Consider the following 20,055-nt stretch of genomic DNA (forward strand, 5'->3'; position numbering starts at 1 on the left):
GCGGGAGATGCGAGGTCCCGAATAGTCTCATAAAAACAACGCGATGGACATCCACGGCCCGCCGTTCTGTCCAGGCTGGCCGAGCGCGGGAAAAGCTGTTGATGACGTCGCCGAGCATCGATTCCCCGCCCGTTTAGCGCGTCGCCGGGGACCGGGTCACCCCCGAAAGTCAGTGCGCGCATTGGTGGTATTGTTAAAATCCCTCTGCTTTACTGGGGTCTATACAGGTCTCCCTTCGCTGAGTTCTCCATGGCCACGCCTCGCAAGCGGAAAAGCCGCGCTGACGGCACCGAGCATTACCGGTTCAAGATCGATGCCTATACCCCGGCGACGATCCCGATGGGCCGCCTTGCTCAATACATGAATGAGCTGGCGATCCTGCTCGGCGAGCGCGACTCCGTCCACTTTCGCGGTCTCACCAAGGGCAGCACCATTCTGAACGCGCGCGTTGACCGTGAAGCCGCGCCGAAGGTTCACGATCGTATGGTCGCGGTGCGGGCGGGAGACGCTAACGCTGACGCTCAGCGTGCCTTCAATGCCTTGAACACACTTCTCAGGGCCGACAATGCTGTTGGCGTGTTGCGGGATGCCGCGCCTCGTGGCGCGGTGGTGATCCGCTTTCCCGGCCGCGAGCTGACCGAAGAGAAGTTAACCGTGCGCCAGCAGGGCTCGATCGACGGATTCGTCACCGGGGTGCGCGGCAAGGATGCGACTATCCACGTGACGCTTCAATCAGAAGGTCGGCAGATCAGCGGCTGCGAAACTACCCGCGCTATCGCAAAGCAGCTTGGTGCCAAGCTGTTCGAGCCCGTGCGCCTGTTCGGGCGAGGCCGCTGGGTGCGTGAGGGCGATGGCGAGTGGACGCTTGAGCATTTTCGGATCGAGAGCATTGAGCCTCTGCAGGATGCCTCGCTCGCTGACGCGCTCGCGGCTCTTCGCGACATCCCAACGGAATGGGGTGACGACGCATATACCGAGCTGACCGATGAGCGGAAGGGACGGGGGAGCCGAAAAAATGGTGGTCATTGATTCCACCAACCTGCTGCTGATGCTCCGGCCTGAGACGCGAGTCCCCCGCGGCGCTGACGGAAAGCCGATCGATCGCGCCAAAGAGCGGATCGACTATTTGGTCGCGCGGCTGAACAAGGCAAAATCAAAAATCATCATTCCGACACCTGCGTTGGGTGAGGCGCTCGTAAAGGCAGGAGCTGCGGCCTCGCAGCAGATCGTTGATGAACTGCAAAAGTATGCGGTGTTTAGCATCGAGCCTTTCGATACGCGGGCAGCGCTGGAGGTTGCGGCGATGTCCCGCACAGCTCTTGCAAACGGCAACAAAAAAGCAAACTCAACAGCTCCGTGGCAAAAGGTGAAGTTTGATCGTCAGATTGTTGCCATAGCGAAGGTCCACGGCGTGACTGAAATTTACTCTGACGATAGCGACATTGCTGCTCTTGGCGCGCGTGCGAAGATCAAGGTCATCCGATTGGCAGACTTGCCGCTGCCACCTGAGAAGGACCAGCTCGACCTTCAACTTGAACCGGCGACTGCGGGCGTTGAAGCCATATCCGGCGACGAAGGTTGAGGCGAGTCCGTCTACTCCTTGAGCCAAAAAACGACGACGGATGCCACTTTGGGATCCGGAGTATCCCCCGCATACCAGTCCCACGTCTTGCCATCGTTGTAAGAGATGATGGGGCTTCCGGTTTTGCTATCGCGCCCGTATTTTGGCGCGTCTTCCCCACCGACCAACGCACCGCCTGCATTATAGGCCTTCACGTGCACCTTGTAGCTGCAGCCTTTGTCACCAAGAGGCGCGTGCATGAAGTCGCAGTCTTTTGGCTTGGTGCTCGTCTGAATTTTATCGAAGCCAACTTGGTATTTTACGCCATACCAAAGCGCATTCGTCCAACTGTCCGGAGCAAAGAACCAAAGAGCCGCCAACCCGAAAAGAAAATATACGGCACCGCCATCGTCAGATTGAGCCACGTTTTCAGCTCCCCTAAATAGCTATGCGTCCCGCGTGAAGCCGGCGCAGAGCCAGCCAATGCACCAGAAGCCGAGATAGGCCACGACGGCAATGATGCCGGTGATCATCAACCCGATGCCGAGGTTTGTCACGCCATCGCTTGTCAGGAGGGTCGGCGCTGGCGCGTCGGCGATGGCGATCACTTGGGCGACGGAGTTGTAGGAGAACCTGTATCCACCGGAGCATCCGCCCACGTCATAGTCGAGATCTCTGCTGTATTCGTATTTCGGCTTGAACGTGACGCCACTGCGCGCGAGCCGCGCGATACACTGTGCAGCTTCGTGCTTGTCTACATCAGAGTTGTAACTGTTGATCCCGGCCATAATGGAGGCCGAGACGCCGATCACCACCGTCAGCACAGCGATAACCGCGCCGATCCGCGTGAAGCCGCGAATGAAGCGCGCGCCGGCCGTGAGCGTCAGGCTCGGCTTTTGATAGGGTTTCAGATCATTCATTGATTTTCCCTGCCCCGTGATCGCAGCCTGCATCTCCTTGCGCCGGAATGCCATTGACGGCGCGCTCCAGCTTGGCTCGGCGGTCGTAACGACCGACCACCTTTGAGGCCCGTCGCGGGCCGGTATGCAACCGATGGATGCCGTTATCCCCGGAATACCGCGCGCACAGCTCCTGTCGCCAGCCAACCGAGCCGCCGCCGAGCGTGCGGATGGGCCTGAGATGCCCTCTCCCGCAAGGGGCGAGGGCGCTGTATTGCGTATCGCTGTTGGTCTCATACTGAGGTCGTACGGTGGGCAAAGACGCGCCCGCGCATCGCGCGGGAGCGGCCCGGCCAACATTTGCTTGCTCGGTTTGAGACGGCGGGCACGCGCCGCCGTTTCGGCGCCGCTTTGCCCACCCAACGAATACGAACGAACGCCAGTGCAGCGGACGTGGCCCGCGTGAGCTCTTGTGCGGCTAGTCCTGGATGTCGCTGCGCTCGTGCGGGCTACGGTCGATCCCGGACTACTCCGCCCTCACGCGCGCGACGGCGCCAAACGGAACTCGACGACGTCTTCGGCGCCGGAGAGGTCGCGCGCCATCTGCGCGGTTTCGAACCGGCCGGCGGCCTGCAGCACCAGCTCGAAATGGAATTGGCGCTTCGTCTCGCTGTATTCGTAGCACCAGTCCAGCACGTCGAAGCCATAAGCCCGCATGCATTCGCGCAATTCGGCCTCGCTCGGCTGCAGGCCGTGGCGATAGACGACCGACAGCGACAGCGTGGTCTGGTGCGGCAGCCATTGCTCGACCGCGCCGAGCAGGGTCATCGCGGCCAGAGACAAGGCCGTAGCGCACAGCGCGGTGCCGTAGAGGCCGATGCCGATGATGATGCCGATCGCCGACGTCATCCAGATCGAGGCGGCGGTCGACACGCCGCGGATGGTGAAGCCGTCCTTGATGATGACGCCAGCGCCGAGGAAGCCGATGCCGGTCATCAGGCCCTGGATCACGCGTGTCGGATCGGACACGGTCGGCGACACCGCGATGCCGCCATACCAGCTGCCGGGAAAACCGTTGATCGCCGTCAGCAAGGTCGATGCGACGCAGACCAGCGCATAGGTCCGCATGCCGGCCGCGCGTCCGTGATAGGTGCGCTCGTAGCCCAGCAACAGGCCGACGGCCGCAGCACCCATCAGGTGCAGCAGCAGAATTCCGTTCGTCTCCAGCTCCGCCCTCGACCAATAGGCCGCCAGATGCTCCATCATGCGCCTCGACAGCGTTGCTGCGCGTGCCGTGAACTGTGCGGATGAAGTGCTAATTTCTGCTTGCAGATCGTCCGGCGGCCCGATGGCCAGGCTGGCGTCCAAGAGCGAACCAGCGCACTCCTCCGTAGTTCTTCGGGCAGGATGTGACCACGCTTGGCTGCGGCGATCGCTGTGCGCCGATGTCGCGCGTCATGTCACGAGGCCGACTCGTGGCCGCGCTGCGGACGGCACCTCGGCGAGGCGCTCGCAGGCGGGCGCGATGTTGTCGCTCGATCCCACCTGCGCCGATTCATTGCCCCCGCACAGTCCCACTTCGGACGTAAAGGCTATCGATAACTAATTGCATCTAGCGGGGTGTGGGGAGACGCATCATGTCGTTCACTGGGCTGCGGTCGATCGTCCTGTGCCTCGGTCTGCTCGCCGTGCCCGCCCTCGCCGCCGACATGTCGACGGCGCCATACCTTGCGGCGGCTCCGGAAAAGCCGACCTTGCTGCAAATGCTCGCGTCGGCGCTGAAGCCGAAATCCGCGCACCCGGCCGTGCCCGAGTACAGGCCGAGACTCCGCCAGGCCGCGGCGAAGAGGAGGCCGAAGGCCTCAGCACCTGTCGTGACCGAGGCGCCGGTGGCCTCGCCCACTACGGTCGGTGCGGCCGTGGCGGCACCCGCGCAGCTCTCCGAAGTGGAGCTCGCCGCCAAGGGGCTGGAGCTGTTCAACGACGCAAGCCTCTCCGGCGGCGGCAAGGCATCCTGCGCCACCTGTCACTTCTCGACCGGGCACACCAACAACAAGACCTATGTCGGCCTCGACGTGGTCGCCGACGGCGATCCCAACGGCCGCAATACGCCGACGCTGTGGGGCGTCGGCGAGCGTGCGGTGTTCGGCTGGGCCGGCCAGGCGCCGACGCTGGAGGACAGCATCCGCGGCATCATCGTCAACCGCATGAAGGGGCCGGAGCCGTCGCCGGAGACCCTGGCGGCGCTGGTCGCCTATGTGCGCACGCTGAACTATCCGGCCAACTGGCAGGTCAAGGAGGACGGCACGCCGCGGGAGGATGCCAGCGCGGCCGTCAGGCGCGGCTATGAGCTCTATATCGGCGACGGCGGCTGCGGCACCTGCCACCAATTGCCGAGCTTCGACAAGAAGAGCAAGGACGACATCGGCACCGGCGGCAAGTTCAAGGTGCCGACCCTGCATGCGGCCGCGTCGACCGCGCCGTATTTCCACGACGGCCGCACGGCTTCGCTGCGCGACGCCGTCAAGCTGATGTGGGAGTTCTATGCCAAGAAGATGGAGACGCGGCTGCCGACCGAGGCCGAGCTCGACGATCTCACCGCCTATGTCGGAGCGCTGTAGGCGGCGGGCCGGAACTAACAATCGTCGTCGCGGCGATACCTCGCCGAAGATCTGCGATGACTGGGCCTCATGGTTCTCAAGGCGATGCGAGAGCATCGCCTGAACGCGCCGAAGGCGGCGCTCCTCACCATGAGGGGTCAGCTCCGAAGCCAGAGCTGCACATTGGGTATGAAGGACGGTTTGGGGCAGGCCGCCTGCTACAAGCTTTGGGAGCTTGTACGGCGCCTCAGATATTCGCGCCGAGATCGGCGATGTCGTCGAACAGCACTGATGTCCGCGACAGCAGCGCCTCGAGCTCGTCGGTGGCGTCCGCAATCCCGCGCGTCGCGGTGTCGATTACCAACTCGGCATCGAGCGGCGGCTCGTAGTCGGTGCCGATGCCGGTGAAGTTCTGCAGGTTTCCGGCGCGGGCCTTGGCGTAGTGGCCCTTGGGGTCGCGGCTCTCGCAGATCTCGGCGGCGGTGGCGACGTAGACCTCACGGAACAGGTCGCCGGCCACGCGGCGCGCAGCCGCGCGGTCCTCGCGCGCCGGCGACACCGCGGCGACGATCGCGATGTGGCCGTTGCGGGCGAGATGGGTCGCGACCTCGGCGAGGCGGCGGATGTTCTCGGCGCGGTCCTCCGGCGTGAAGCCGAGATCCTTGTTGAGGCCGGCGCGCACGGTGTCGCCGTCGAGCAGCACGGGCGCGCCGCCGCGGCTGAACAGCCGCCGCTCCAGCGCACGCGCCAAGGTCGACTTGCCGGCGCCGGGCAGGCCGGTCATCCAGACCACCGCGCCCTTGTGGCGATAGCGGTCGGCGCGCTCCTGCGGCTGCAGGGCCGATTCCACCGGCATGATGTCGACCGGCGCGGCGCGCTTGCCGGCTGCGATCGACAGCACCAGTCCGCCGCCGGCGATGCGGCCCTGCACCTCGATGACGAGGCGGCCGGTGCGCGCATTCTCGGTGTAGGGATCGACGGCGACCGGCTGGGTCAGCGCGATCTCGATCTCGCCGACATGGTTGCGCGCGATCGACGCGTTCTGCTCGTTGGATAGCGAGCCCGGATCGACGGCTTTCTCGATCGCGACCACGCTGCCGCGCGCCTCGCGGGTGCCCAGCCGGACCAGGATGTTGTCGCCCTTGGCGAGCGGCTGGTCGTGCAGCCAGAAGATGCGGGCGTGCAGCCGGCGCGCCGCCTGCGGCTCGCGGCCGACATGGGCGATGACGTCGCCGCGCTCGATGAACAGCTCGCGGTCGAGGGTGATGCCGACCGAGCGGCCTGCGCCTTGCGGCGTGGTCACCGGGGTCTGCGGCCAGCCCTCGACGGTCTTGATCTTGGCGATCTTGCCGGCCGGCATGATCACGATCTCGTCGCCGGCGCGCAATTCCCCGGCCTCGACGCGGCCGGCGACGATGCGGCGATCGTCGAACTTGTAGATCGCCTGCACCGGCAGGCGCAGCGGCAGGCTCGACAGCGGCTTGGCCGGCTCCAGCCCATCGAGCGCCTCGACCACGGTCGGGCCGTCGTACCAGCCGATCCGCGACGTTAGCGCGGCGACGCCATCACCGTCGCGCGCGGAAATCGGGATCACGGCGACCGGCTTGACGCCGAGGCCTTCGAGATGCGCCGAGATCTCGGCTTTGATCGCATCGAAGCGGTCCTCGCCGAAATCGACACGGTCCATCTTGTTGACGACGACCGCCACCTGCTTCACGCCGAGCAGATGCAGCAGATAGCCATGGCGGCGGGTCTGGTCGCGCACGCCCTCGAGCGCGTCGATGATCAGCACCGCGCCGTCGGCCTGCGCGGCGCCGGTGATCATGTTGCGCAGGAATTCGGCATGGCCGGGCGCGTCGATCAGCACGACCTCGCGCGCATTGGTGCGGAAGCGGATCTGCGTGGTGTCGATGGTGATGCCCTGGTCGCGCTCGGTCTGCAGCGCGTCGAGCAGGAACGACCATTCGAACGGCATGCCGCGGCGGGCCGAGACGGCCTGCAGCATTTCGAGCTTGCCCTCGGGCAGGCTGCCGGTCTCGTGCAGCAGGCGTCCGACCAGGGTCGACTTGCCGTGATCGACATGGCCGACGATCACGATGCGGACCTGGGGACGGGTGGTGCCGTTCGGTGTGGCGGGAGCGGCGGCCGGGACTCTCATGTTCATTGCCTCAGGCTCCGCTCACAGATAGCCGGCGACGCGCAGCCGCTCGAAGGCGTCCTCGGTCTCGTGGTCGAGCGCGCGTCCCGCACGCTCGGGCACCTTGGTGCTTTCGAGCTCGGCGAGAATCTCGGGGATGTTCGAGGCGGTGGACGCGACGGGGAAGGTGATGTCCTGGTCGCCGAGCGAGCGATAGCGCTTGCCGTTCTTCGAGAGGTACAGCGGGATGATCGGGATGTTCTCCCGCGCCGTGTAGGCCCAGATGTCGGCCTCGGTCCAATGCAGGATCGGATGGATGCGCAAGTGAGCGCCCTGCGGCGGCGAGGCGTTGAAGTGATCCCAGAATTCCGGCGGCTGGTCGCGCACGTCCCAATGGCCTTCGGCGCCGCGCGGCGAGAACACGCGCTCCTTGGCGCGCGTCGCCTCTTCGTCACGGCGGATGCCGGCGATCAGGCCATCGAAGCCGTGCTTGGCGAGCGCCATCTTCAGGCCTTCGGTCTTGCGCGCAGCCGAGCGCGCCGCGGGCGGCAAGGTCGGATCGACGGCATCGATCGGCGGGCACGGCTCGATCTTCAGGTCCAGGCCCCATTCCTTCGCGTAGGTGTCGCGGAAGGCGTACATCTCCGGAAACTTCTTGGCCGTATCGACATGCATGGCCGGAAACGGCACGCGGCCGAAGAACGCCTTGCGCGCCAGCCAGATCATCACGTTGGAATCTTTTCCCAGCGACCACAGCAGCGCCAGCTTCTTCAGCCGTGCAAAGGCCTCGCGAAGGATGTAGATGCTCTGCGCCTCCAGCTCATCGAGATGGTCCATCGCCGGCGCGGCGTTGAGGACGCGCGGCATGGAAGATGCTTGCTCGATCTCGGAGGAGGGCAACCGATCTCTGGAAACGTCGTTGGTGAGAATGTGCATGCTATCAGCCATCGCCTGCCTGGGAGAAAATTCTATGGCGAAGCCAAGGAATAATTTTCTCTTTACGTCGTAGGCGAGACACTTATATAGAAAATAATTCCAGTCAACCCCGAAGTGCCGAAGCTGAAGAACGCAATGCAATATCTGCCGGTGTTTCTCGACCTGAAGACCGGCCCCGTGCTGCTGATCGGCGCGGGCGAGCTCGTGCGCGCCAAGCTTCGCGTGTTGCTGTCCGCGGGCGCGCGGATTCGTTGGTTCGCCACCGACGGCGACTTCGATCTCGCGGGTCTGCGCGATGAGCACGGCCAGATCGAGCGCGCCGAAGGCGACCCGCTGAGCGCCGATCTCACTGGCGTCATCGCCGTGCTGTGCGCGGGCGCCGGCGACATCGGCGTGGCGATGTCCGCGCGGGCACGCAGCGTCGGTCTGCCCGTCAACGTGATGGACGACCTCGCGCATTCCAGCTTCATCTTTCCGGCGATCGTCGATCGCGGCGATGTCGTCGTGGCGATCGGCACCGGCGGCTCGTCGCCCGTCGTGGCACGCCGCGTGCGCGAGCGCATCGAGGCGCTGCTGCCGGCGCGGATCGGCGAGCTCGCGGGCTTCATCGGCGACTTCCGCAAGACCATCAATCCGCTGATTGCGGAGATGCCGCTGCGCCGCCGCTTCTGGGAGCGCATCGTCGACGGCCCGATCGGCGCGCTGGTGCTGGCGGGGCGCAAGCAGGAGGCCGAGGCGGCGCTGCACGGCATTGCCGATCCCAGTGCTTTTGCGGGCGCCGATCATGCCGGCCGCAGCAACGGGCATGTGACCCTGGTCGGCGCCGGTCCGGGCGATCCCGATCTTCTGACCATCAAGGCGCTGCGGGCGCTGCAGGACGCCGACGTCGTGTACTACGACGAGCTCGTCACACCCGAGATTCTCGACCGCATTCGCCGCGATGCTTCGCGCGTGCCGGTCGGCCGCAGGGTCGGCAAGCCCGGCATCGGCCAGGATGCCGTCAACAAGCTCTTGATCGAGGCGGCGCGCGAGGGCAAGCGCGCGGTCAGGCTGAAGGGCGGCGATGGCTTCGTGTTCGGCCGTGGCGGCGAGGAGGTCGACGCGCTGCGCAAGGCGGGCGTGTCCTACACCATCGTGCCCGGCATCACCGCCGGCCTCGGCGCCGCCGCGCAGTTCGAGGTGCCCTTGACCTTCCGCAGCAAAGCGCTGCGCATCACCTTCCTCACCGCGCACAAGGAGCGCGATGCCGAGGCGGTCGACTGGTCTGCGCTGACCGACACCAAGATGACCGTCGTCGTCTATATGGGCATGACCGCGGCGCCGGCGGTGCGCGCGGGGCTCCTCGCCGCCGGCCGCTCGCCGCAGACGCCGGTCGGCGTGTTCGCCAAGGTGACGCGCCCCGATGCGCAGGCGGCGGTCGGCACGCTCGATCAGTTGCCGGATCTCGTCGGCCAAATCGATGGCGGCCCGGCCATCCTCATCATCGGCGATGTCGTGGCGCACTCCGCGCCGTGGCGTCAGCAGACCCTCAGTGGCGTGATCGCACAACTCCTGGAACCCGTCTGAATGACCTCCCCGCTGCAACAGAAGATCAAGATCGCCGGTCCCTCGATCATCACCGCGAACCGGACCTGGGACGGCGCGGTGATCTACCGCACCGGCGCCAAGAGCTGGTCGGATGAGCTCTCCGATGCGGCGATCGTGCGCACCGCCGACGAGGCGCGCGCCCTGCTGACCGAAGCGGTGGCCGACGATCTCGGTGCGATCGGTCCCTACATCGCCCCGGTCGAGGTGGGCGCCGACGGTGCGGTCAAGCCCGGCAACATGCGCGAACACATCCGGCTGACGGGCGCTTCCATCGCGCTCCCGGCTCAAGCCTGAAGGCCCTGTCATGTATGCTTATGACGAAATCGACCGCACTTTGGTCAACGAGCGCGTCGCCGAATTCCGCGACCAGGTGAAGCGGCGCCTCTCGGGCGAATTGTCCGAGGACGAGTTCAAGATGCTGCGGCTGCAGAACGGCGTCTATCTGCAGCTGCACGCCTACATGTACCGTGTCGCCATCCCCTATGGCACGCTGGCGTCGAACCAGCTGCGCAGGCTGGCGCATGTCGCGCGGCGCTACGATCGCGGCTATGGCCACTTCACGACGCGGCAGAACATCCAGTTCAACTGGATCAAGCTCGCCGAGCTGCCGGATGCGATGGCCGATCTGGCGGAAGTGGGCATCCAGTCGATGCAGACCTCCGGCAACAACATGCGCAACGTGACCTCCGACCAATGGGCCGGCGTCGCGCCGGGCGAGATCGAGGATCCCAGGATCTGGGCCGAGCTGCTGCGCCAGTTCACGACGCTTCATCCGGAATTCTCATTCCTGCCGCGCAAGTTCAAGATCGCGATCACGGCGTCCGAGCACGACCGCGCCGCGATCAAGATCCACGACATCGGTCTTCGTCTCAAGAAGAACGAGCAGGGCGAGACCGGCTTCGAGGTGCTGGTCGGCGGCGGCCTGGGACGCTCGCCCTTCATCGCCAAGACGGTCAAGCCGTTCGTGCACGGCCATGACATCCTGAGCTATGTCGAGGCGATCCTGCGCGTCTACAACCAGTACGGCCGCCGCGACAACATCTACAAGGCGCGCATCAAGATCCTGGTCCATGAGCTCGGCATCGAGAAGTTCGCGGCCGAGGTCGAGGAGGAGTGGCAGCAGATCCGTGACGGCGTGCTCAAGCTGGACGACGGCATCGTCGAGGACATCCGCTCGCGCTTCTTCTATCCGGCCTATGAGACGCAGCCAGCAATGCCGGACGAGCTCAGGCAGGCCGCGCATGATCAGAAGTTCGAGGCCTGGCGCAAGAACTCGGTGGTCTCGCACAAGGTGCAGGGTTATGCGATCGTCACCGTGTCGCTGAAGCCGATCGGCAAGCCGCCGGGCGATGCGACCGCCGACCAGATGGATGCGCTGGCCGACATCGCCGACAAATACTCGTTCGGCGAGATCCGCGTCGGGCATGAGCAGAACCTGGCGCTGCCGCATGTCCGCAAGCGTGATCTGCCGGCGGTGTGGAAGGCGCTCGAGGCGATCGGGCTCGCCATCCCCAACGTCAATCTCGTCTCCGACATCATCGCTTGTCCGGGCCTGGACTACTGCTCGCTGGCGAACGCCCGCTCGATTCCGATCGCGCAGGAGATCACGCGGCGCTTCGCCAACCACGACACGGCGAACCTGATCGGCCGGCTGCACATCAACATCTCCGGCTGCATCAATGCCTGCGGCCACCACCATGTCGGCCATATCGGCATCCTCGGCGTCGAGAAGAACAACGAGGAATTCTATCAGATCACGATCGGCGGCCGTGCCGACGAGGGCGCCGCGCTCGGCACCCTGATCGGACCCGCGGTACCCTATGCCGAAGTGGCCGATGTCGTCGAGGACATCGTCGAAGCCTATCTTGCGCTGCGCGCGCACCCTGAGGAGCTGTTCGTCGACACGGTGAAGCGGCTCGGGGTCGAACCATTCAGGGAGCGGGTTTATGCCACTCGTTAAGGGCGGACACATCATCGCGGACGCGTTCGTCCGCATCACCGACGATGCCGAGCTGCCGGCAGAGGGTGCGATCCTCGTCCCGGAGACGCGCTTCCTCGCCGGCCCCGACGCGCTGGTCAGCCGCGCCCTCGGCAAGCTCGGCGTGATCTGGCCGAACAATCGCGATGTCGACGATCTCGTGCCATACCTCGATCGCCTTGCGCTGGTCGCGCTGGTGTTTCCGAGCTTCCGCGACGGCCGCGCCTATACCCAGGCGCGCCTGCTGCGCGAGCGCTATGGCTATCGCGGCGAGCTGCGCGCGACGGGCCAGGTGCTGCGCGACCAGTTCGTGTTCATGCTGCGCGCCGGCTTCGACGCCTTCGAGGTCAAGAAGCAGGCCGACGCCGAGGCCTTCACCGAGACCGTGAAGCGCTATTCGGTGTTCTACCAGCCGGCCGGCGACGGCCGGATCTCCGCGCTGCATCAGCGCCTGCAACTGCGCCATTCGGAGAGTGCCGGGCTGTGAGCACGCTGGCTGCATCGCCTTCCGTTGCGGAGATCCCAGTCGCGGCGCTCGACGCCGCGTTGCGCACCGCTGCGCCGCAGGAGATCATTGCTGCCGCTCTCGGGGCGATCGGGCGCGAGCGGCTCGCCGTGGTGTCGTCGTTCGGCACGGAGTCGGCGGCGCTGCTGAAGGTCACGGCCGATGTCGATCCGGCGATTCCGGTGATCTTCCTCGACACCGGGCACATGTTCGCAGAGACGCTCGCCTATCGCGACCAGCTGATCGAGCTCCTCGGCCTGCGCGACGTGCGCTCGATCAAGCCGGATGCCGCAGCACTGAAGCGCGAGGACGCCGACAACGAGCTGTGGTTCTCCGACCCCGACGCCTGCTGCCGGATCCGCAAAGTCGAGCCGCTGGCGCGCGCGCTGGTGCCGTTTACGGCCTGGATCAATGGCCGCAAGCGTTTCCAGGGCGGCCTGCGTGCCGCGATTCAAGTCGTCGAGCAGGACGGCGCCCGGGCGAAGTTCAACCCGTTCGCCAATGTCACCCGCGAAGACATCGCGGACATCTATCGCTCCGCGAACCTGCCGCAGCATCCGCTCATGGCCGCCGGCTTCCGTTCGATCGGCTGCATGCCCTGCACCAGCCGCTCCGACACCGGCGAGGACGACCGCGCCGGACGCTGGCGGGGCCGCGGCAAGACGGAATGCGGCATCCACACGGTGGTGACGTCGTCGAGCTAAGAGACACCACAGGATTTCAGGACCGTCGGTAACACTTGTTCGCCGTTGTCGGCCCGGATCACAAAGGTGAAGTTGGTCACAGTGTCCGCCCATATGATCTTGTCGGCGGTCGCGCTGAGATCTGCAGAGTCAGGCGGCGCGAGATCCCAGAGCATCAATCCGGTGCCTGCGAAAGACGAGGCCTTCAGCCCCTCAACCTTGAACAGCATGACGCCGTCCTTCGCCGTCTTGCCAGGCAGATAGGTCGCAGACGCTTTCAGCGTGCGCTGCTTGGCATCCTGCAATTCCGCGGGCCTGTCCTTGAGATTGCGGAGAGGCGGAGGGACAGCACCATCGCGGTCGACGATATAGAGCGCTATGGATTGATCGAGGCAGCGCAGCATTCCCGGATATTTCTTCGTCTTTAGCCGAACGTCGATCCGGGCAACCGGGCCGCCGTCGATCTCGCCGACCCGGAAGCCGGTCCGATCGTCGGCCCGGGCGACCGTGGACATCACCAGCAGAGCGGGGAAAGCGGGCAACACGATTGTCATGATGGCCAGCTTCAGCCAGCGTGCGAGTGCGCTCCCGTCGATCACGTCCCTCGTTGCCACCGCTCTGTTCTCCTGCTGAGGTTGCCGGCTATTTTGCGAACATAAAGTGAACAATGTCAAGCCTCGCCCTGTTGCAATCTTTTCGAGATCGCGCCCTATCGTGGTCACCAGCGCGCCGATGACGGCAATGTGTCGCGGCGAAGAATGCCAATCCCGTTGCGCGGCGCTTCATAGCAAAATGCCCATGTCCTGCCGGAAACAAGAAAATCCGCTTTCGTTGACTCTGACGTGCACATCCGGCGATCTGGCGTGCGCGCCTGCAACATCGCGGGGCCTGGAAATGGAGTGCTCGAATCATGCGGCGTGTTCTGGCTGTGGTCGCGGGACTGGCATGGGCAGGCCCGGCCTATGCGGCCGACATCACCCTGCTCAACGTCTCCTACGACCCGACCCGTGAGCTCTACGTCGAGTTCAACAAGGCGTTCGCGGCGAGCTATCAGAAGGAGACCGGCAAGAGCGTCGAGGTCAAGCAGTCGCATGGCGGCTCCGGCGCGCAGGCCCGCAGCGTCATCGACGGGCTGCAGGCCGATGTCGTGACTCTGGCGCTTGCCTATGACATCGACGCGATCGCCGGCAGGGGGCTGCTCGACAAGGAGTGGCAGAAGCGGCTGCCGCAGAATGCATCGCCCTACACCTCGACCATCGTTTTCCTGGTGCGCAAAGGCAATCCCAAGGGCATCAAGGACTGGGACGATCTGCTCAAGAAGGGCGTCGACGTCATCACGCCCAATCCGAAGACATCCGGCGGCGCGCGCTGGAACTACCTGGCCGCCTGGGGCTATGCGCTGAAGAAGTTCGGCTCGGCCGACAAGGCCAAGCAGTTCGTCGGCGACCTCTATCAGCACGTCCCTGTGCTCGATACCGGCGCCCGCGGCGCCACCGTGACCTTCGTGGAGCGCGGGGTCGGCGACGTTCTGCTCGCCTGGGAGAACGAGGCGCATCTGGCCCTGCGTGAGTTCGGCAAGGACAAGTTCGAGATCGTCGCGCCGCAGCTCTCCATCCTGGCCGAACCGCCAGTTGCGGTGGTCGACTCGGTGGCCGACAAGAAGGGCACGCGAAGTGTGGCTGAATCCTACCTGAAATACTGGTATACAAAGGAAGGTCAGGAAATTGCCGCACGCAACTCCTACCGTCCGCGCGATCCTGAGGTCGCGAAGAAGCATGAGGCTGACTTTGCCAAGGTCGAGCTGTTCACCATCGACGAGGTGTTCGGCGGCTGGACCAAGGCTCAGAAGGAACACTTTGCGGAAGGCGGGATCTTCGATCAAATCTACAAGAATTGATCGAATCATAGGGAACGAGTTGGTGACCGCCGGTCTGCTACGGCCTCGACGGCAAGGCAGAAAAAACGAAGGCAGTAAGCTGGTGTTGCGGCAATCTGCGACATTGCGCGTGAGACGCTGTCCCCGGTCTCGATCGACAAGACGAGACGGGGGGCCGCGGGCGGACACCGACTATCGACACTGATCATCAACGGACCAGGCCTTTTTTTGAACGTACTTGCACCACGCCGCAGCACCTTGCCGGGCTTTGGTCTCACCATGGGACTGACGCTGACCTGGCTGTCGCTGATCGTTCTGATTCCTCTGGCGGGACTGTTCGTCCGCTCGACTGATCTCAGCCTCGACCAGTTCTGGGGCATCGTCACCAGCCGGCGCACCTTGAGCGCGCTCAAGATCTCGTTCGGACTCGCCTTCGCCGCGGCCTGCGTGAACCTGGTGATGGGCACCATCGTCGTGTGGGCGCTGGTGCGCTACCGCTTTCCGGGGCGCCGCCTGTTCGACGCGATCGTCGACGTTCCCTTTGCGCTGCCGACCGCTGTGGCGGGCGTGGCGCTGACGGCGCTGTTCACCCAGAAGGGCTGGCTCGGCGCGCCGCTCGCCGCAATGGGCATCAAGGTGGCGTTCACGCCGCTCGGCATCTTCGTTGCGATGATCTTCATCGGCATCCCCTTTGTCGTCCGCACCGTGCAGCCGGTGCTGATCGATCTCGATCCGGAGATCGAGGAGGCGGCGGCGAGCCTCGGCGCCGGGCGCTGGCAGATCGTGGCCCGCGTGATCCTGCCGAGCTTGACGCCGGCGCTGCTCACTGGCTTCGCACTCGCCTTTGCGCGCGCGGTCGGCGAGTACGGATCGGTGATCTTTATCGCCGGCAATCTGCCGAACGTCTCCGAGATCGCGCCGCTGCTGATCGTGATCCGGCTGTCCGAATTCCGCTACGCCGATGCCACCGCGATCGCGGTGGTGATGCTCGTCGTGGCGTTCCTGATCATCTTTGCCGTGAACCGGTTGCAGCGCTGGGCGCAGAGCCGGGCGCCCTTGAACTAGGACCCGACATGAGCGTGGAGATGACCCTGCAGGCGCCGTCCGTGGCATCGTCCGCGACCAGCCGGCGCGTCGCGCAGGCCGGCCGACCCGATCCGCGTACCGAGCCGCGCCTGGTCCGCATCGTCATCACGACGCTGGCATTGGCGTTCCTGTCGGTGTTCGTGGTGCTGCCGCTGATCGTCGTGTTCGTGGAAGCGTTCGGCAAGGGCATCGCGGCCTATTTCAGCGCGCTCGCCGATGCCGAGGCGTGGGACGCGATCCGCCTCACCCTGCTGGTGGCGCTGGTCTCGGTCGGGACCAATCTCGTGTTCGGCCTGTGCGCCGCCTGGGCGATCGCCAAGTTCGACTTCCCGGGCAAGACGTTCCTGATCACCCTGATCGATCTGCCGTTCTCGGTGAGCCCGGTGATCTCGGGCCTCGTGTTCGTGCTGTTGTTCGGCGCGCAGGGTTTCTTCGGTCCATGGATGCAGCGCCATGGCCTGCAGATCCTGTTCGCCTTTCCCGGCATCGCGCTCGCGACCGTGTTCGTGACGTTCCCGTTCGTCGCCCGCGCGCTGATTCCGCTGATGCAGGAGCAGGGCACGCAGGAAGAGGAGGCGGCGGTCTCGCTCGGCGCGTCCGGCCTGCAGACCTTCTTCCGCGTCACCTTACCGAACATCAAATGGGGCGTGCTGTACGGCGTGCTTCTCTGCAACGCACGTGCGATGGGCGAGTTCGGCGCCGTCTCGGTCGTGTCCGGCCACATCCGCGGCGAGACCAACACGATGCCGCTGCTGGTCGAGATTCTCTACAACGAATACCAGATGGTCGCCTCGTTCGCGATCGCCTCGCTGCTGGCGATGCTCGCGCTGATCACGCTGGTCGTCAAAACCGTCCTCGAACGGCAACTCGATGAGGGAGGTCCGCGTGACCATTGAAGTCAGGGGTGTCGTCAAGACGTTCGGCACCTTCAAGGCGCTCGACGGCGTCGATCTCAAGGTCGCTGACGGCGAATTGCTGGCGCTGCTCGGCCCGTCCGGATCGGGCAAGACGACCCTGCTGCGCATCATCGCGGGGCTGGAATGGCCCGACTCCGGCGAGATCCTGTTCGACGGCGAGAGTGCGCTCGATCGCGGCGCGCGCGAGCGCCACGTCGGCTTCGTGTTTCAGCACTACGCGCTGTTCCGGCACATGAACGTGTTCGAGAACGTCGCCTTCGGCCTGCGCGTGCAGCCGCGCCGCATCCGCAAGAGCGAGGCCGAGATCCGCGCGCGCGTGAAGGAGCTGCTCGATCTCGTCCAGCTCGACTGGCTCGCCGACCGCTATCCGAGCCAGCTCTCCGGCGGCCAGCGCCAGCGCATCGCATTGGCGCGCGCGCTCGCGATCGAGCCGCGCATCCTCCTGCTCGACGAGCCGTTCGGCGCGCTCGATGCCAAGGTACGCAAGGAGCTGCGGCAATGGCTGCGCACCCTGCATCACTCCATCAACGTCACCTCGATCTTCGTCACCCACGACCAGGAGGAGGCGCTCGAGGTCGCGCACCGCGTGGTGGTGATGGACAAGGGCCGCATCGAGCAGGTCGGCTCGCCGAGCGACGTCTATGACGCGCCGGCGACCGCCTTCGTCCACGGCTTCATCGGCGAGTCGATCATGCTGCCGGTGGAGATCACCGGCGGCGCCGTGCATCTGAACGGACGGCCGCTGGACATTGCTGCGCCTGGCGATGCCGCGGGCGCGTCCACTCTGTTCGTGCGTCGTCACGACATGCTGATCGGTCCGGCTGACAGCGGCACGCTGCATGGTGCCGTGACCCACGTCCGCAGCTTCGGCCCGGTGCAGCGCGCCGAGATCGCGCTGACGGAGGGATCCACCATCGAGATCGACGCGCCACGCGACCGCGACCTCCGCATCGGCGAACGGGTCGGATTGAAGCCACGGCACTATCGGATTTTTGCGGGCGGGTGACGACACGCTGAGCTCAGCCCCCGACTATAGGTAGTTGGTCCAAGACAGTCGGCCAAACAGGAAGCCCGGCAACGTCCTAATTGGCGCAGCTGCGCGCCGTAGCCTCCGCTGTCGTCCCGGCGAACGCCGGGACCCATACCGGGTGATGTCGCGGCTAGAAACGGCTGGTCGTCCCGCCTGCCTCGAACCACTCCCTGGGGTTATGGGTCCCGGCGCGGAGGCCGGGACGACACCGGCTTTGGGGCGCCTTGCTCGTCACACGATTGGCAGGGCTAAAGAGGCTTTGTCCCACCCGGCAGGCTTGACCGCGCCGCTCTTATGGTCAACGAACCGTAACCGGCCGGAATGGCCGCAATTGTACCGACGGAACATACCGCCGATTCACCTTTCAGCCACGGTTGATGTGCAACAACCCGCCTCTCGTATCGGCATAGGGACTGGTTCATTGAAGCATCGGGCACTCGCTTTCTCCTTGGCATTCCTGCTCGCCGGCTGCGCGGCCGAGACGCCGGTCGTGCAGGCGCCGACGATGTATGCCGACATGGCGGTCGCAGGCGCCAAGCTCGATGCTGTCGCTGCCGCGACGATGATCTCGCAATACCGCCAGAACAACGGGCTCGGCACGGTCGAGGTCGATCCCGAGCTGATGCGGCTGGCGGAGTCGCAGTCGCAGGCGATGGCCGACAAGAACAAGCTCGATCATGACGTGCGCGCCCCGCTGGCCAAGCGGCTGAACGGCGCGGGCTACGACGCCACCGTCGCGGTCGAGAACGTGTCGGCCGGCTATCACACGCTGGCGGAAGCGTTTTCCGGCTGGCGCGACTCGCCGCCCCACCGCGCCAACATGCTCAAGAGCGGTGTCACAAAAATAGGCATCGCCGCGAGCTATGCTCCGAACACCAAGTACAAGGTGTTCTGGACCATGATCCTCGCCGCGCCGGACGGCAAGAAGCCGTCATAACGGGCAGGCCCGCTCCGGGCCTGTGCAGCGGAGGCTCGCTCGACGCCGACACGCGTCCCGGTGCAGGGTGCTATCCCTGGGGGTGGATTGACGTCACCGCGAAGTGACGCCACGGTGGCGCCTTGCTTTGCTAATGACCGCAGTGATGACGCAACATCCATTTCCCCCGCTGCCTGCAACTCCAGCCGAATCGCAACGCGTGCTCGTCCTGCAGGGCGGTGGCGCGCTTGGCTCCTATCAGGCCGGCGCCTATCAGGCGCTGTGCCATTTTGATTTCGAACCGGAATGGGTTGCCGGTATCTCGATCGGCGCCATCAATGCCGCGATCATCGCCGGCAACGACCGCGAGAAACGCATCGGCCGTCTCAAGGAATTCTGGGAGATGGTGTCGTCGCCGGTGCCGTGGAAGCCGCTGCTCAATGGTGATCATCACCGCTCGGCCTTCAACGAAGTCAGCGCCGGGCTGATCGCGGCCTTCGGCGTGCCCGGCTTCTTCACGCCGCGCTTTCCGCCGGCGCCGCTGTGGCCGTCGGGCACGCCGCAGTCGGTCAGCTATTACGACACCGCGCCGCTGAAGCGGACCCTGGAGCGGCTGGTGGATTTCGACCGCATCAACGATCTGAAGACGCGGCTCTCCGTCGGCGCCGTCGGCGTCACCACCGGCAATTTCACCTATTTCGACAATGTCGAATTCAGCAAGCGGGGCAAGCGGATCGGGCCCGAGCACATCATGGCGTCGGGCGCGCTGCCGCCCGGCTTCCCGCCGGTCGAGATCGATGGCGAGCACTATTGGGATGGCGGCATCGCCTCCAACACGCCGCTCGACTACGTGCTCGACATGGAGACCGATCGCGATCTCCTGATCTTCCAGGTCGATCTGTTCTCCGCGCGCGGCGATCTGCCGCGAACGCTGCTGGAGGCCGCGGAGCGCGAGAAGGACATTCGCTATTCCAGCCGGACGCGGATGAACACCGACAAGAACCGCATGATCCACAACACGCGCAAGGCGCTGCGCGAGCTCTACGCCCGGCTGCCGGACGAGCTGCGCAACGATCCGTCGCTCGAGATCCTGTGCAAGGCGGCGCAGGAGAACACGGTGACGGTGGTGCACCTGATCTATCGCAGCAAGAGCTACGAGAGCTCATCGAAGGACTACGACTTCTCCCATGTCGCGATGGTCGAGCATTGGGAGGCGGGCGTGCGCGACGTCCACCAGTCGATGCGCCACAAGGACTGGCTGCAGCGGCCGCAGTCCGGCGAGACCATGGTCACCTACGATCTCACGCAGGACGGCAGTCCCGCTGCCGCCAAGAAGGAGTGAAG

20 protein-coding genes are annotated in these 20,055 nt (G+C 65.2%); 14 read left to right on the forward strand and 6 right to left on the reverse strand.

Going from position 1 to position 20,055, the window contains the following annotated elements:
- Positions 1–249 precede the first annotated feature (249 nt).
- Positions 250–1,029: a hypothetical protein gene (locus tag QW845_RS27930; protein WP_315804723.1), complete on the forward strand. Its 780-nt coding sequence runs from the start codon at positions 250–252 to the stop codon at positions 1,027–1,029.
- On the forward strand, positions 1,016–1,582 hold the full coding sequence (locus tag QW845_RS27935) for a PIN domain-containing protein (RefSeq protein ID WP_315804724.1): 567 nt from the start codon (positions 1,016–1,018) through the stop codon (positions 1,580–1,582). Before QW845_RS27930 ends, QW845_RS27935 begins: the two co-directional genes overlap by 14 nt.
- Positions 1,583–1,593: 11 nt before the next feature.
- On the opposite strand, the gene QW845_RS27940 is transcribed toward QW845_RS27935, so the two are convergent.
- The 3 genes from QW845_RS27940 to QW845_RS27950 all read right to left on the reverse strand — a co-directional run bounded on the left by QW845_RS27940 (position 1,594) and on the right by QW845_RS27950 (position 3,726).
- Positions 1,594–1,986, reverse strand: coding sequence for a hypothetical protein (locus QW845_RS27940; protein ID WP_315804725.1), 393 nt, complete (start codon positions 1,984–1,986; stop codon positions 1,594–1,596).
- A gap of 21 nt (positions 1,987–2,007) precedes the next feature.
- Positions 2,008–2,535, reverse strand: a complete 528-nt coding sequence (locus QW845_RS27945; RefSeq protein WP_315804726.1) for a hypothetical protein — start codon at positions 2,533–2,535, stop codon at positions 2,008–2,010.
- A 462-nt stretch (positions 2,536–2,997) separates the two neighbouring features.
- The gene (locus QW845_RS27950; RefSeq protein WP_315804727.1) at positions 2,998–3,726 is read right to left on the reverse strand and encodes an MgtC/SapB family protein; all 729 of its coding nucleotides are present in this window, start codon (positions 3,724–3,726) and stop codon (positions 2,998–3,000) included.
- A gap of 371 nt (positions 3,727–4,097) precedes the next feature.
- Here QW845_RS27950 and QW845_RS27955 point away from each other — a divergent pair, with 371 nt between their 5' ends.
- Positions 4,098–5,081 carry a cytochrome-c peroxidase gene (locus QW845_RS27955; RefSeq protein WP_315804728.1) on the forward strand — a complete coding sequence of 328 codons (984 nt, stop codon included), beginning with the start codon at positions 4,098–4,100 and terminating at the stop codon, positions 5,079–5,081.
- A 226-nt stretch (positions 5,082–5,307) separates the two neighbouring features.
- Here QW845_RS27955 and cysC read toward each other — a convergent pair whose 3' ends face one another.
- Both cysC and cysD read right to left on the reverse strand, forming a co-directional pair.
- On the reverse strand, positions 5,308–7,224 hold the full coding sequence (gene cysC / locus QW845_RS27960) for an adenylyl-sulfate kinase (RefSeq protein ID WP_315804729.1): 1,917 nt from the start codon (positions 7,222–7,224) through the stop codon (positions 5,308–5,310).
- Between the two features lie 15 nt (positions 7,225–7,239).
- Positions 7,240–8,034, reverse strand: a complete 795-nt coding sequence (cysD, locus tag QW845_RS27965; RefSeq protein WP_315804843.1) for a sulfate adenylyltransferase subunit CysD — start codon at positions 8,032–8,034, stop codon at positions 7,240–7,242.
- A gap of 234 nt (positions 8,035–8,268) precedes the next feature.
- On the opposite strand from cysD, the gene cysG reads away from it, so the two are divergent.
- The 5 genes from cysG to QW845_RS27990 are packed head-to-tail and all read left to right on the forward strand — an operon-like array spanning position 8,269 to position 12,907.
- Positions 8,269–9,699 (forward strand): siroheme synthase CysG, encoded by a 1,431-nt coding sequence (gene cysG / locus QW845_RS27970; protein WP_315804730.1) that lies wholly within the window; start codon positions 8,269–8,271, stop codon positions 9,697–9,699.
- A complete protein-coding gene (locus QW845_RS27975; protein WP_315804731.1) occupies positions 9,700–10,014 on the forward strand; it encodes a DUF2849 domain-containing protein in 315 nt (104 codons plus the stop codon).
- A gap of 10 nt (positions 10,015–10,024) precedes the next feature.
- Positions 10,025–11,680: a nitrite/sulfite reductase gene (locus QW845_RS27980; protein WP_315804732.1), complete on the forward strand. Its 1,656-nt coding sequence runs from the start codon at positions 10,025–10,027 to the stop codon at positions 11,678–11,680.
- Positions 11,667–12,185 (forward strand): DUF934 domain-containing protein, encoded by a 519-nt coding sequence (locus QW845_RS27985; protein WP_315804733.1) that lies wholly within the window; start codon positions 11,667–11,669, stop codon positions 12,183–12,185. The genes QW845_RS27980 and QW845_RS27985 overlap by 14 nt, the downstream gene beginning before the upstream one ends.
- The gene (locus QW845_RS27990; protein WP_315804734.1) at positions 12,182–12,907 is read left to right on the forward strand and encodes a phosphoadenylyl-sulfate reductase; all 726 of its coding nucleotides are present in this window, start codon (positions 12,182–12,184) and stop codon (positions 12,905–12,907) included. The genes QW845_RS27985 and QW845_RS27990 overlap by 4 nt, the downstream gene beginning before the upstream one ends.
- On the opposite strand, the gene QW845_RS27995 is transcribed toward QW845_RS27990, so the two are convergent.
- Entirely contained in the window at positions 12,904–13,500 is a 597-nt protein-coding gene (locus QW845_RS27995; protein WP_315804735.1) for a hypothetical protein, read from the reverse strand. The genes QW845_RS27990 and QW845_RS27995 overlap by 4 nt on opposite strands.
- Before the next feature lie 296 nt (positions 13,501–13,796).
- Between QW845_RS27995 and QW845_RS28000 the strand changes: the two genes are divergently transcribed.
- From QW845_RS28000 to QW845_RS28025, 6 genes are all read left to right on the forward strand, one after another.
- Complete coding sequence (locus QW845_RS28000) at positions 13,797–14,783, forward strand: sulfate ABC transporter substrate-binding protein (protein WP_315804736.1); 987 nt, start codon at positions 13,797–13,799, stop codon at positions 14,781–14,783.
- Positions 14,784–14,990: 207 nt separating this feature from the next.
- Positions 14,991–15,827: a sulfate ABC transporter permease subunit CysT gene (cysT, locus tag QW845_RS28005; RefSeq protein WP_315804737.1), complete on the forward strand. Its 837-nt coding sequence runs from the start codon at positions 14,991–14,993 to the stop codon at positions 15,825–15,827.
- Positions 15,828–15,835: 8 nt separating this feature from the next.
- On the forward strand, positions 15,836–16,744 hold the full coding sequence (cysW, locus tag QW845_RS28010) for a sulfate ABC transporter permease subunit CysW (RefSeq protein WP_315804738.1): 909 nt from the start codon (positions 15,836–15,838) through the stop codon (positions 16,742–16,744).
- Positions 16,734–17,771, forward strand: coding sequence for a sulfate ABC transporter ATP-binding protein (locus QW845_RS28015; protein ID WP_315804739.1), 1,038 nt, complete (start codon positions 16,734–16,736; stop codon positions 17,769–17,771). The genes cysW and QW845_RS28015 overlap by 11 nt, the downstream gene beginning before the upstream one ends.
- Before the next feature lie 445 nt (positions 17,772–18,216).
- Positions 18,217–18,732, forward strand: coding sequence for a CAP domain-containing protein (locus QW845_RS28020; RefSeq protein ID WP_315804740.1), 516 nt, complete (start codon positions 18,217–18,219; stop codon positions 18,730–18,732).
- Between the two features lie 145 nt (positions 18,733–18,877).
- Positions 18,878–20,053 (forward strand): patatin-like phospholipase family protein, encoded by a 1,176-nt coding sequence (locus QW845_RS28025; RefSeq protein WP_315804741.1) that lies wholly within the window; start codon positions 18,878–18,880, stop codon positions 20,051–20,053.
- Positions 20,054–20,055 lie beyond the last annotated feature (2 nt).

It is taken from the genome of Bradyrhizobium sp. SZCCHNS3002 (assembly GCF_032377435.1).
Lineage (GTDB): Bacteria > Pseudomonadota > Alphaproteobacteria > Rhizobiales > Xanthobacteraceae > Bradyrhizobium.

What these genes read in the sequence shown, in the direction of transcription:
- QW845_RS27930 (WP_315804723.1), top strand. Translation starts at nt 250, where the DNA reads ATGGCCACGCCTCGCAAGCGGAAAAGCCGCGCTGACGGCACCGAGCAT.
- QW845_RS27935 (WP_315804724.1), top strand. Translation starts at nt 1,016, where the DNA reads ATGGTGGTCATTGATTCCACCAACCTGCTGCTGATGCTCCGGCCTGAG.
- QW845_RS27945 (WP_315804726.1), bottom strand. Translation starts at nt 2,535, where the DNA reads ATGGCATTCCGGCGCAAGGAGATGCAGGCTGCGATCACGGGGCAGGGA.
- QW845_RS27950 (WP_315804727.1), bottom strand. Translation starts at nt 3,726, where the DNA reads ATGATGGAGCATCTGGCGGCCTATTGGTCGAGGGCGGAGCTGGAGACG.
- QW845_RS27955 (WP_315804728.1), top strand. Translation starts at nt 4,098, where the DNA reads ATGTCGTTCACTGGGCTGCGGTCGATCGTCCTGTGCCTCGGTCTGCTC.
- cysC (WP_315804729.1), bottom strand. Translation starts at nt 7,224, where the DNA reads ATGAACATGAGAGTCCCGGCCGCCGCTCCCGCCACACCGAACGGCACC.
- cysD (WP_315804843.1), bottom strand. Translation starts at nt 8,034, where the DNA reads ATGGACCATCTCGATGAGCTGGAGGCGCAGAGCATCTACATCCTTCGC.
- cysG (WP_315804730.1), top strand. Translation starts at nt 8,269, where the DNA reads ATGCAATATCTGCCGGTGTTTCTCGACCTGAAGACCGGCCCCGTGCTG.
- QW845_RS27975 (WP_315804731.1), top strand. Translation starts at nt 9,700, where the DNA reads ATGACCTCCCCGCTGCAACAGAAGATCAAGATCGCCGGTCCCTCGATC.
- QW845_RS27980 (WP_315804732.1), top strand. Translation starts at nt 10,025, where the DNA reads ATGTATGCTTATGACGAAATCGACCGCACTTTGGTCAACGAGCGCGTC.
- QW845_RS27985 (WP_315804733.1), top strand. Translation starts at nt 11,667, where the DNA reads ATGCCACTCGTTAAGGGCGGACACATCATCGCGGACGCGTTCGTCCGC.
- QW845_RS28000 (WP_315804736.1), top strand. Translation starts at nt 13,797, where the DNA reads ATGCGGCGTGTTCTGGCTGTGGTCGCGGGACTGGCATGGGCAGGCCCG.
- cysW (WP_315804738.1), top strand. Translation starts at nt 15,836, where the DNA reads ATGAGCGTGGAGATGACCCTGCAGGCGCCGTCCGTGGCATCGTCCGCG.
- QW845_RS28025 (WP_315804741.1), top strand. Translation starts at nt 18,878, where the DNA reads ATGACGCAACATCCATTTCCCCCGCTGCCTGCAACTCCAGCCGAATCG.